Origin of the sequence: Macrococcus bovicus (genome assembly GCF_004359575.1) — a bacterium.
GTDB classification, from domain to species: Bacteria; Bacillota; Bacilli; order Staphylococcales; family Staphylococcaceae; genus Macrococcus; species Macrococcus bovicus.
Window position 1 is genome coordinate 121,439 of the sequence record NZ_SCWF01000006.1, and the last position, 12,050, is coordinate 133,488.

Sequence of the window (12,050 nt, forward strand, 5' to 3'; positions counted from 1 at the left end):
ATTTGACAGAATATTGTAATATTAAATTAAGCTTACACAAGGAGGAGACATATGACAACATTCAAAGACTTTGAATATCAACGTCCTGATTTAAATGCAGCAAGAGAAGAGGCTGATCAGCTGTTAAACCAGTTCAGTCATGCAGCAAGTGCTGACGAGCAGATTCAGCTGATTGATAAGCTCAACCAGATCAGACGGGATATTGATACCTATTCAAATATCGCCTATATCCGTGCATCTATTGATACAAATGATGCTTTTTATTCAGACGAAAGAGATTATTTTGATGCGAATGGCGCCAAGATTGTTGCACTGGAGGCCGCTTATTTTGAGGCACTCTTAAGCAGTCCGTTCCGGCCGGCACTGGAAGCTCACTTCGGTCAGCAGCTCTTTGATCTCGCTGCGAACGTCGTCAATTCTTATTCAGAGGAAGTAGAAGAACTGATCAACCAGGAGAACAAACTGAGCAGTGACTATTCCAAACTGATTGCCAGTGCGCTCATTGAGTTCGACGGCCAGGAGCTCACTCTGTCTCAGATGTCGCCTTACACGCAGTCACCGGACCGTGAGACCCGCCTCGAAGCGACGAAGGCTGTCCAGTCTTTCATGGGGGAACATTTAGCTGACTTCGATCATCTCTACGACCAGCTCGTGAAAGTGCGTCATGAAATCGCAGTGAAGCTAGGTTTTGATAATTTTATAGAGCTCGGTTACATGCGTATGCAGCGGATCGACTACAATCAGGAGATGGTCCGTGATTACCGTCGTGCTGTAGAAGAGTTCGTTGTCCCTGTTGCGACGAAACTATACGCTCAGCAGGCCGACCGTATCGGTGTGGATAAGTTGAAGTTCTATGATGAATCTATTCTGTTTCTGAACGGCAACGAAAATCCTAAGGATCATGCTGAGGTCATCCTGGAGAACGGCCGCAAAATGTACAGCGAACTGAGCCCTGAAACAGATGCTTTCTATCAATATATGATGGAACATGAACTTTTCGATGTTCTTGCTAAAAAAGGTAAAGAGGCAGGCGGCTACTGTACTTATATCGACCGCTACCGCGCACCTTTCATCTTCGCAAACTTCAACACGACAGACCATGATATCACAGTGCTGACCCATGAAGCAGGCCATGCATTCCAGGTATATTCATCACGTGATCTAACAGTTCCCGACTATTTGTGGCCTACCCATGAAGCGTGTGAGATTCATTCGATGAGTATGGAGTTCTTCACCTATCCTTGGATGGATCTGTTCTTCGAGAACCCCGATAAATTCAAATATAAACATTTGACGGATGCCATTCAGTTCCTGCCATACGGCGTCGCTGTAGATGAATTCCAGCACGGTGTATACGAGAACCCGGAGATGACACCGGCAGAAAGAAGAGCACTCTGGCAATCAATTGAGGAAAAATATTTGCCGCATCGTGATTATGACGGCATTATGCCTCTTTCAGAAGGTTCACTCTGGCACCGTCAAGGTCATATCTTCAACTCGCCTTTCTACTACATTGACTACACACTGGCACAAGTGTGTGCGTTCCAGTTCTTCAAGCGCAGCCGTGAGGACTTCGCCTCTGCCTGGAAGGATTATCTCCACCTATGTCAGCTGGGCGGCTCATTACCGTTCAATACACTTGTCAAAGAAGCCAATCTTGCGTCACCATTCGGTACTGGCACACTGAAAGATATTATGATTTATCTTGAAAACTATATCGACCAGATTGATACGTCACAATTCTAATAGAAAAACCCTTATGTCGATATGACATAAGGGCTTTTTATCAGGCTTTAAAACGTGAAAACACTAAAAGTGATATGCCGCTCATCATCAGCAGAATCACAGCAAAGTAAGATTTTTCTTCACCGGTTTCAGGGAGAAGATGAAGCGGCTTTTTATCTTCTTGCGGTTTAAGCTTTTGGTTTAAGATATCATTGATCCGCTTATCCAGGACACGATAGAATTTCTCGGCTGATTCAGGGTGAAAACGTCCGACTTTAACCGCTCTTGCAGGCTCATCATCTGCTTCCGGCTGAATATCTGTCTGCGGTTCAACTGCATCCACTAATTCCGGATTACGGGTAGCTGATGGTGTCTCAGATTGATTTTGAGAGTTAGAAGGTGCGGGTGTCAACGGCGGCTGTTTCGTTAGCGGTTGTTCTGTCACCGTGGTTTCAGATGACGGACGCTCTGGCAGCGGCACTCGCGTCACAGGAGCCGGTGCTTCAGTTCTTGGCGTTTCAGTTGTAGCAATCTCTGCTATAGGGCGTTCCGTTCTAGGTTTTTCTGTCACCGGTTGTTCTGTCTTAGACATCTCTGTACTTGGCAGTTCAGTTGACGGCCCCTCTGTTGACGGGACTTCTGTCTTTTGAGCTTCTGTCTCAGGCATCTCTGTCGCAACAGGTTGTGCCGGCATTTCTACTGAAAAAATTTCCTTCGTTTCATCAGCACTATTTTCTCCTATGGGTTCAGCTGCATCAGCGTTATCTGGTCCTACATGAGTCAATGTCAACATGATGGTCGTTGTCAATAAGAGTTTACGCATGAGTGTTCCTCCATATTTCTGTTAACCCCTATTATATAGAAAGAAGTGTATAATAACTATTAGTGCTCCAGAATGTTATCAAGTCTTAATAAAATATATCTCTCTGCAATGTAAAATAATATTTACATATTGATTTGCAATAGATATAATAATTATATCAGATATAAAAAATATATGGAGGTACACGATGGAATCAAAATTTTTCAGCTATGATACCCACATGGGTGCTGTTCATCTGAATGTCAACTTTCTGGATAACAGCATCCGCTTCTATCATGAAATATTAGGGCTGGCTATCTTCGAACAGAATGCGACCTATACAGTATTAGGTCTTGGCGGGCGCCCGCTCGTCTATCTGTACGAAACACGGACACCTCGCACAACTGGTCAGGCAGGGCTGTTTCACATGGCATTTCTTGTCCCCTCTCGCACAGAACTCGGGAATGTCTTCAATCATTTAATCAAGATGCAGTATCCTCTGGCAGGTGCAAGTGACCACGACGTGTCAGAAGCTATCTATCTTCAAGATCCGGAAGGCAACGGTATTGAAATCTACCGCGATCGTCCAGCTGCTGAATGGGCCTTTCAGGATAACGGTCATGTCGTCATGGGAACAACCGAAATGGATTACCAGGGTGTCCTGGATGCGAATGACGGCAAACCCTTCACGGGTCTGCATCCTGATACTATTATGGGGCATGTCCATCTATCCGTGAAAGATATCCCTTCTTCCATTGCTTTCTATGAAGATGTCTTCGGTATGGATGTCATGCAGTTATATGGTCCGCAGGCCGCATTCATGAGCGCAGCAGGCTACCATCACCATTTAGGTCTGAACACGTGGCAGCATGCCCAGCTGTCACCTGCACTCGATGCACCGGGACTGAGAAAATTTGAGATCAATATCCCGAATACGGAAGACTTTGACTATTTCAGACAGCAGTTAGCCGCTAATGGTCTGCAGACAGAAAAAGACGGCAGCTCAGAAATCTTGCGTGATCCGAATGGTATCGCCATTCGTGTCATGTACGCAAAATAAATCACAGCGTTCGACTGGCGGCTGATACCCCGGCCGTTCATCATAGAATAACAAAAGCGAAACCTTGTCAGGTTTCGCTTTTTATTGAGCCTGTAAATGACAGAGCTTCCTATACAGGACATCCATAACCGCCTGATACAAGAGATGGCGCGTCCTCATGTCTTCATAGGAAATCTGCAGGTGACAATATGTGCCGGCCGGTCTCTGATGGCTAATCAGAATAATCTGATGTTCAGCTAAAGGTGCGCCTGCTTGACGTTCCCCTATGATGACAGTCACGTTGTAATAATCAGCTAGCTTGACATAGCGCTCATCGGTCAGAACGATGTCACATGCAATCCCTAACTCTGCCAGCCTCAAGCTGAAGTCGAGCGCGGGAGCCTGCTCGTCTTCCCGACAGATGATCAGCAGCCGCCTTGCCTCATGAATGATTTGAGCGGCCTGTTCAATCTGCGTGGTATCAAGTAGGCGTGCCGTCCGCTTCAATGCTTCATGCAGAGCGCTGAATGTCTGATGTAGCAGCATGGCAGTTGAATCCGTACTTTGAAGGGCCTGCACCTGCTCGAGCATGTGCACATCTCTCATCAGCGCAAGCTTCATTTCACGGAGACCACTGAAACCGATGCGCTGGCTGAAGCGCACTAATGCAGATTCACTGACTCCGGCCTGCTCAGCAAGCGCTCGTCCGGATAACGTCGCAAAATCCAGCGGGCTTTCTTTGATCAGTGCAGCGATTCTTTTCTCGACAGGCGACAACAGGTGTTCAATAGACTGAAGCTGATTCAGAACAACCGGCATGCTTCTCACTCTTCTCTTTCAGGATCGTCAGACATCCTGTTTTTCGATATCATATTTCGTAAATTTCAGATAGACCTGTCCGGATTCAGTGGATGTTCTGATGCCGGTCGCGCTGTCAGAAGGGAAGATGCGCGAAGTCATCACTTTCTCACCGTCGTTCAGAAAAATCTCGATGCTCGTCTGATCGACAAAGGCATGAATCTTCTGTAAAGGCGTCTCTAGAATGACTGAACGTGTGAAATCCTGGCTGTTCGTGGTCAGCAGACCGCTGTCAAAACGATCCAATGTGAATTTGCGGGCCGCGTGATTATAAATCAGCCTGGTCGCCTCCCGTCTGGATACACGCAGTTCGATATAAAATTCAGTTGATTCATTCTCCAGAATATCGATAATCAGTTCGTAGCAGTCACCTTCATAGGGATGCAGACGGATATCATGCTTCATCGCATAGCCTTCTGCTGTTTCAGGTTCACCACGTAATCGCTCAAGCAGAGGATGCGGACGTTGTCGAGTCTTGCCTTCTTCAATTGAGATCAGACGAGGCACAGTGAAACATGGCTCAGTGCCGCCTATCCAACCGACCAGTATCTGTTCACCCTCGGGCCCTTGCGTCAGCTGCGGGGCATCAAAATCAAAACCATCATCCCACTTCTCCTCCATCTTGCAGTCACGCTCATCCGAATCACTCATTATCACGACCGGCCCTTGCGTCACAAAGCGGATGAGGTCCGGGGAAGAAATATGATACCAGTATTTAAGTCCACGTGCCGGCAGCCATTCATAGAAAAGATGATAGAAGCCGTCATGATAAACAAAGCCGGCAGGTTTCTTCAACGAGCCTGCTGAAGGCTGAATATGAAAATGCTGACGTCCCTTTTTATCTGCTTCTGCATAGCGTTCTTCTCTCAACCATTCCACTTGACGCACTCCCTTATCGCTTGTTCAATTACTTTAAAATATAACATCGACAGCTAAAAAAAACCATCTCATAATCAGATGGTTTAATCTTCTTTCAGTTCTTCTTCCACTAATTTCTGTTCACCTCTTAGATACATACGGTAGCCAACGTGACTGATCTGAATACTGATCTCATATAAGATGACCATAGGCAATACAAAGATGACATAAGTCATGACATCAGGTGGCGCGATAATCGCTGCGATGACCATCAGGAAGAAGTAGGCGTATTTACGGTTCTTCTTCAGGAAAGCAGGTGTCACAATCCCGAGCCGCGTCAGAAAGAGCAGCAGGATGGGCAGCTGGAAAACAAAACCGAACGGAATCGTAAACTTCAGCAGCTCATTAAAATACTCTCTGACCCCGATAATCTGCTTGACGCCCATTTCACTCGCCAGACCGATGGTAAAGTGAATCATATAAGGGAATATGATAAAGTAGCTGAAGGTAAGACCGGCTACAAATAAAATAAAACTGACCGGAATATAACTCAGCGTCGCCCGTCGTTCCTGCGGATGCAGGCCGGGCGAGATAAATGCCCATAACTGATAGAGGATGACAGGCGATATCAGCAGCACTGCTATCAGCATAATGACGCTGATATAGATGGATAATGGATCCGTCACCTTAAAATAGTGCAGCGTGATTTCAGCAGGTACATCATCTTTCGTTAAAAATCGTATGACCGGCTTGCCGAAATAAAAACCGACCACAATGCCGCCCATCAGAAAGTAAGCAACAATCATCAGACGTCTTCTAAGCTCGTCTAAATGCTCGACTATCGTTAATTCATCTTTATTCATCTGAAGGTCTTCCCTCCTCATAACAAAAGCGACAGTGACTGTCGCTTTTTTCAATCATTATTTACGTACGTCATCTTTATCATGATCTTTCATGATACCGTCTGTCGCATCTTTGAATTCCTTGAGCGAAGAACCCATTGCACGGCCAAATTCAGGCAGTTTCTTTGGTCCGAAGATAATGAGTGCAACCACGCCTAGAAATAATAAAATAGCAGGTGATGCAAAACCTAATGTATTAGCATACAGCATACTGTACCTCCTAGTGGTTTTTCATAAAGAATATAAGAGACTGGAGTTCTACACCTAAATCGATATGGTGTACCTGGACATCTGATGGAACATTTAAGCGCTCCGGTGTAAAGTTTAATATACCTTTTATTCCGGCTTTTGTCACTCTATTTGCTATCTCCTGACCGATTTTCCCGGGCACAGTGAGAATGACAACTTCTATCCCCAGCTTCTCGATGACTTCTTCAAAATCATCCATATGCTGAACATAAATTTCCCCTATTTTCTCACCGACCACGTTCGGGGCGATATCAAATGCCGCTTCAATCTGCATACGGTCGCTGATCGAGAAATTATAATTGACGAGTGCATGACCGAGATGGCCGATCCCGATGATCGCTACTTTCGTCATCGTATCCTGCTGCAAGGTGGTTTTAAAGAAATTCAGTAAATATTCTACGTTATAGCCATATCCTTTTTTACCAAGTTCACCGAAATAAGAGAAATCTCTTCTGATGGTGGCTGAGTCGATCTTCAATCCTTCACTCAGTTCCTTTGAAGAGACACGATCCACTTTCGCACTATGCAGTGTATTGACAAACCGGTAATAAAGGGGCAGGCGCTTTAATGTCGCTTTCGGAATTTTAACCTCAGCTTTTGGCACACTGTTCACCTTCTTATCATAATTGTGACCTTTTTCACAGTACATAAATTATACCATGTCTGACCGTAACTGACTATGTGAAATTCAGTCCTTTTATTTCATGTCATCCGGCAATCATGTAGAATATAAATGAGGTGAAAACATGATCTTATTACAGGCAAGCCAACTGAATAAATCATTCGGCGGAGAAGATATCTTCACCGATGTCAAACTAGAAATAAAAACAAATGACCGGATTGCTATTGTCGGACGTAACGGTGCCGGGAAAACGACGCTGATGAAAATCCTGGCAGGCGCTGAAGGTTACGATAGCGGTCATCTGATGCGTGCCAAGAACATCAATATCGGTTACCTGACCCAGCAGATGACGCTAGATGCTGAAGGGACAGTCTACGAAGCGATGCTGAAGCCTTTCAGTCATCTACAGGACATGGAACGAAGACTGACAGGTATCACGACTTATCTTGCTGAAGAGAGTGATAAGGCTGGTACAGAGGGATACGCTGACAAGCTGGCTGAACTTGAGAAACTGCAGCTGCAGTTCGAAAATGCGGGCGGCTATCAGTATGAACATAAAATCAAGACGGTTCTGACGGGACTGAACTTCAGTCCGGCTGATTTCGACCAGAAGATTGATTATTTCTCAGGGGGTCAGAAGACCAGACTTGCACTTGCTGAGATGCTGATCCGCGAGCCGGATCTGCTGATGCTGGATGAGCCGACCAACCATCTGGACATGGAAACAACAGCCTGGCTTGAAAACTATTTGACGACCTATCAGGGTGCAATCGTCGTCATCTCCCACGACCGCTACTTCCTGGATAAAGTTGTCAACATCGTCTACGATGTGGCTCTCGGGCGCGTCATGCGTTATGTAGGCAACTATTCCAGATTCCTGGCTCAGAGAGATGCCTTCTACGAGAAGATGTCTGCTGAATATGAACGTCAGCAGGCGGAGATCGAACGTCTGGAGACTTTCGTCCAGAAGAACATCACCCGCGCCTCTACCAGCGGGATGGCGAAAAGCCGTCGCAAAATACTGGAGAAGATGACCCGCATTGAAGCACCTAAACTTGATGACCATTCTGTCAACCTGCAGTTTAATATCGACCGTGAATCAGGCAACGATGTGCTGGCAGTAAAAGAGCTGGAAGTAGGATACGAGCGTCCTATCACCGCGCCTATCACTTTCGATGTCAAGAAACAGGATGCCATCGCGGTCATCGGTCCTAACGGTATCGGTAAGACCACCTTGATCAAGACGATTGCCAAGAGACTTGAAAAACTGGGGGGCGATATTAAGTACGGGGCCAATGTGTCAATCGGTTACTATGACCAGAAACAGGCAGAATTCAAATCATCGAACACGGTCCTGGAAGAACTGTGGCAGTATTATCCTGAGATGCAGGAGAAAGATGTCAGAGCTGTACTCGGCCGCTTCCTGTTTGTACAGGATGATGTCAAGAAAATCATCAATGATCTGTCAGGTGGCGAGAAAGCCCGTCTGCAGCTCGCAAAACTGAGTCTTGAGAATAATAATGTCCTGATTCTTGATGAGCCGACCAACCATCTGGATATTGATGCGAAGGAAATTCTGGAACAGGCGCTGATGACTTATCCCGGCACGATTCTTTTTGTGTCACATGACCGTTTCTTTATCAATCAGATCGCGACAAAAGTCCTGAATATCACACATGCAGGTGCGAGTCTCTTCCTGGGTGATTATACTTACTTCATCGAAAAAGAAGAGGAGCGTCTGGCACACGAAGCTTATCAGGCCGTCGAAGAGGAAACAACGAAACCGCAGCAGACTGACTATGCAGAAAATAAAGCGCAAAGAAAAGAACGCCGCAAAATAGAGCGGGCACTTCAGCAGCTGGAAAAGGATATAGAGGTATACGAAGCACGTATTCAGGCGGTGGAACTTGAGCTGACTCAGCCTGATGTATTCAACGATTCACAGCGCAGTTACGAACTGCATCAGGAGCTGGTGGCACTGCAGGATAAACTGGAAGCCGCTATGGAAGAATGGGCTGAACTCGAAGAAGCAGATTAAATCTGCTTCTTTTTCTATTCACAGAGTTATACACAGCAGAAACAGCATAATGTCAATAATCCACAAAGTTATTAGACTTATCCACAGAATATAGGCGATTTATGTTGTTTATTTTTGTGTAAAATGGCCTATAGACAAAATGTTATCCACAATCAGTTAACAACTTGTGTACAAGTACATATGTTCGCATCCATCAAAAAACGCCTGATTTTATAAATCAAGCGTGCTTTTGCCGTTTAAATTGAGTTCTGCTCTGATATTGTTGAGCGCATAATAGTAGGCGGCAGCTCCGATCATCGCTGCATTATCTGTACAGAGCTGTAAGGGCGGAATATGAAGATGAACATTGCGCTCTTGTGACAGCTCCTCAAGTCTTGATCTTAAACCGCGGTTCGCTGCCACACCGCCGCAGACAATCAGCTCATCAATATGATATTCTTCTAAGGCTTGGAACGTCTTCTCTGTCAGTACATCAATGACACTAGCCTGAAAGCTTGCAGCTACATCTTCAGGCGGTACCGTCTCCCCCTTCTGTGCTTTATTGTGCAGGGTATTGATGACGGCACTCTTCAGACCACTGAAACTAAAATCATAGCCCTCAAGCACGGGACGGGGGAAATTCAGTGTGTCCTGTCCTTCAGCTGCAAGCCGGTCGACATGCGGACCTCCCGGATAAGGCAGGTTGATAGTACGTGCCACTTTGTCATAGGCTTCACCTACTGCATCGTCCCTTGTCTCACCGATGACTTCAAAGTTCAGATGATCGCGCATGATGACGAGCTCAGTGTGACCACCTGAAACAATCAATGCCAGCAGCGGAAACTTAAGCGGTTCTTCTATATGATTCGCATAAATATGCCCGGCAATATGATGCACCGGAATGAGCGGCTTCTGATGGCTCAATGCCAGTGCTTTAGCCGCATTGATGCCGACAAGAAGCGCCCCGATCAGTCCAGGACCTTCTGTCACTGCCACTGCATCGATATCATCCATCGTCATATCAGCGATCTGCAGAGCGTCCGCTATCACTGTGGTGATATTCTCGACATGATGACGGCTCGCAACTTCAGGTACGACCCCACCAAAGCGCTTATGCGACTCGATCTGACTGTTCACACTGTTACTCAACACTTCACGGCCATTTCTGACCACACTGACAGCCGTCTCATCACAGCTTGTTTCTATTGCTAATATTGTCATATCATTCATTTCTTAACCTCACCCACATCACTTTTGCATCCTGGCCGGCACCGTAATAATCACGGCGGAGTCCGCCATATGAAAAGCCCATCTTCTCATAAAGTGCTCTAGCCACTGCATTTTCCTCTCTGACTTCAAGACTCATCATCTCACAAGTCAGTCTAGCATAGTTCATGACGTATTCTAATAAGATTTTGGATAAGCCTATGCCACGCTTATCTTCACGTATGGCAACGGTCGTAATCTGTGCCTGGTCTATGACAATCCACATACCCAGATAACCGATTATCTCCTCTTCTACTTCCATCACAAAATAGTGACCAAATTCATTTTTCTCCACTTCATGATAAAAAGCATCGATGGTCCAGGTCCCGGACGGAAAACTGCGTTGCTCTATTTCATGAACAGCGGGAACATCTTCTACTGTCATCTTTCTGATTGTTATGCCTGGTTGTTCAGCCAATTGCGTTCCGCCTCCGTCATTCTTAAATAAGTCGGCTCAAACTCGTGGACAGCTTGTGGATTTTCAAAATCCGCAATGCGTCGCATCTCAGCACTACGCGGGATACAATAGAACACCGGCCCTTTAAGCTTCTCCTTCAACTTGATGGCATCCATTCCTATAAAGAGATAAGGCATGTGCTGCTGTTTTAAATAAAGATTAAGATCTTCAATCGTCATGTAACGGTCTTCTTCAACCTGTTCCACTGTCGTTCCTTTAAAACGATATATACCACTGTAGACTGCGTCTCTTCTTGCATCAATCACAGGTACCAGCAGGAATTCATGCAGTCTGACAGTCGCTGCAAGTGCTTTAAGGGAAGACACACTGTACAGTGGGATATCCAGCGTATAGGCAAGTGTCTTAGCCGTAGTGACCCCTATTCGCAGACCGGTATATGAGCCAGGTCCTGCGCTGACAATGATGCCTTCAAGGTCTTTCATTTCCAGGTCAGCATGTTTCATGACCATCTCAATCGTCGGCATTAAAGTAACGGAATGATTGATTTTTCTGGCACTGTTGAATTCAGCCAGGACCTCTATGCCGTCTGTCACACTGACCGATAAAGGCTGATTCGCTGTATCAATATTGAGTAATCTCACGATAAGACCTCCAGTATAGTTTCATAGCGCTTCCCCGTCGCTGTCAGAATCACTTCTCTGCTTAAATCAGATGTTCTGTTAATCTCAATCGTCATATAGCTCTCAGGCAGAAACTCTTCTATCATCTGCGGCCATTCAATCAGCGTAACACCTTCGTTATAAAAATAATCATCGAACCCAAGGTCTTCCTCCGACTCTTCAAGACGGTAGCAGTCCATATGATGAAAAGGCAGACGCCCTTGATATGATTTGATAATATTAAAGGTGGGAGAATTAATCGTTCGAGTCACACCCAGTGCTTTACCGAAGAACTGACTAAAGGTCGTTTTGCCCGCACCGAGGTCTCCCTTTAACAAGTAGACATCGTTTGCCTGTGCCTGAGCCGCAAGACTTGAAGCCAGCTTTTCCATGTCTTCTAATGAATCTATTACGATATGCATACTTTCACCTTCGCTTCTATATCATTCCTATCTATTATACTAAAAAAGAATATAAAAAAAAGAGACCTGACAGGTCTCTTTCTATTTGCCCGGCAACGTCCTACTCTCGCGGAACGTAAGTCCAACTACCATCGGCGCTAGAGAGCTTAACTTCTGTGTTCGGTATGGGAACAGGTGTGACCTCTCTGCCATCATCACCAGACAGGGTGAGAA

13 protein-coding genes and 1 rRNA gene are annotated in these 12,050 nt (G+C 45.7%); 3 read left to right on the forward strand and 11 right to left on the reverse strand.

All coding sequences use genetic code 11. The features are described from left to right. The first annotated feature begins 51 nt into the window (after positions 1-51). Positions 52-1,746, forward strand: coding sequence for a M3 family oligoendopeptidase (locus ERX55_RS07180; protein ID WP_133451887.1), 1,695 nt, complete (start codon positions 52-54; stop codon positions 1,744-1,746). A gap of 40 nt (positions 1,747-1,786) precedes the next feature. On the opposite strand, the gene ERX55_RS07185 is transcribed toward ERX55_RS07180, so the two are convergent. Further along, entirely contained in the window at positions 1,787-2,548 is a 762-nt protein-coding gene (locus tag ERX55_RS07185; protein WP_133451888.1) for an LPXTG cell wall anchor domain-containing protein, read from the reverse strand. Between the two features lie 187 nt (positions 2,549-2,735). Between ERX55_RS07185 and ERX55_RS07190 the strand changes: the two genes are divergently transcribed. Then, on the forward strand, positions 2,736-3,587 hold the full coding sequence (locus ERX55_RS07190) for a VOC family protein (RefSeq protein WP_133451889.1): 852 nt from the start codon (positions 2,736-2,738) through the stop codon (positions 3,585-3,587). Between the two features lie 81 nt (positions 3,588-3,668). On the opposite strand, the gene ERX55_RS07195 is transcribed toward ERX55_RS07190, so the two are convergent. From ERX55_RS07195 to ERX55_RS07215, 5 genes are all read right to left on the reverse strand, one after another. Continuing rightward, positions 3,669-4,385, reverse strand: coding sequence for a MurR/RpiR family transcriptional regulator (locus tag ERX55_RS07195; RefSeq protein ID WP_133451890.1), 717 nt, complete (start codon positions 4,383-4,385; stop codon positions 3,669-3,671). 27 nt (positions 4,386-4,412) lie between these two features. Then, complete coding sequence (locus tag ERX55_RS07200) at positions 4,413-5,303, reverse strand: GH32 C-terminal domain-containing protein (protein WP_165983741.1); 891 nt, start codon at positions 5,301-5,303, stop codon at positions 4,413-4,415. A gap of 83 nt (positions 5,304-5,386) precedes the next feature. Further along, entirely contained in the window at positions 5,387-6,145 is a 759-nt protein-coding gene (gene tatC / locus ERX55_RS07205) for a twin-arginine translocase subunit TatC (RefSeq protein WP_133451892.1), read from the reverse strand. 57 nt (positions 6,146-6,202) lie between these two features. Continuing rightward, positions 6,203-6,394: a twin-arginine translocase TatA/TatE family subunit gene (gene tatA, locus ERX55_RS07210; RefSeq protein ID WP_133451893.1), complete on the reverse strand. Its 192-nt coding sequence runs from the start codon at positions 6,392-6,394 to the stop codon at positions 6,203-6,205. A 10-nt stretch (positions 6,395-6,404) separates the two neighbouring features. Further along, entirely contained in the window at positions 6,405-7,082 is a 678-nt protein-coding gene (locus ERX55_RS07215) for a redox-sensing transcriptional repressor Rex (protein ID WP_133451894.1), read from the reverse strand. A 97-nt stretch (positions 7,083-7,179) separates the two neighbouring features. Between ERX55_RS07215 and ERX55_RS07220 the strand changes: the two genes are divergently transcribed. Next, entirely contained in the window at positions 7,180-9,093 is a 1,914-nt protein-coding gene (locus ERX55_RS07220) for an ABC-F family ATP-binding cassette domain-containing protein (protein WP_133451895.1), read from the forward strand. Positions 9,094-9,303: 210 nt separating this feature from the next. Here the strand turns inward: ERX55_RS07220 and tsaD are convergent, their stop codons facing one another. The 5 genes from tsaD to rrf all read right to left on the reverse strand — a co-directional run bounded on the left by tsaD (position 9,304) and on the right by rrf (position 12,039). After that, a complete protein-coding gene (gene tsaD / locus ERX55_RS07225; protein WP_133451896.1) occupies positions 9,304-10,302 on the reverse strand; it encodes a tRNA (adenosine(37)-N6)-threonylcarbamoyltransferase complex transferase subunit TsaD in 999 nt (332 codons plus the stop codon). Further along, complete coding sequence (rimI, locus tag ERX55_RS07230) at positions 10,295-10,723, reverse strand: ribosomal protein S18-alanine N-acetyltransferase (RefSeq protein WP_133451906.1); 429 nt, start codon at positions 10,721-10,723, stop codon at positions 10,295-10,297. The genes tsaD and rimI overlap by 8 nt, the downstream gene beginning before the upstream one ends. A gap of 11 nt (positions 10,724-10,734) precedes the next feature. Next, positions 10,735-11,397, reverse strand: a complete 663-nt coding sequence (gene tsaB, locus ERX55_RS07235) for a tRNA (adenosine(37)-N6)-threonylcarbamoyltransferase complex dimerization subunit type 1 TsaB (RefSeq protein WP_133451897.1) — start codon at positions 11,395-11,397, stop codon at positions 10,735-10,737. Then, on the reverse strand, positions 11,394-11,837 hold the full coding sequence (gene tsaE / locus ERX55_RS07240; protein ID WP_133451898.1) for a tRNA (adenosine(37)-N6)-threonylcarbamoyltransferase complex ATPase subunit type 1 TsaE: 444 nt from the start codon (positions 11,835-11,837) through the stop codon (positions 11,394-11,396). Before tsaE ends, tsaB begins: the two co-directional genes overlap by 4 nt. A gap of 87 nt (positions 11,838-11,924) precedes the next feature. After that, positions 11,925-12,039: ribosomal RNA gene (gene rrf / locus ERX55_RS07245) — 5S ribosomal RNA — on the reverse strand. Positions 12,040-12,050 lie beyond the last annotated feature (11 nt).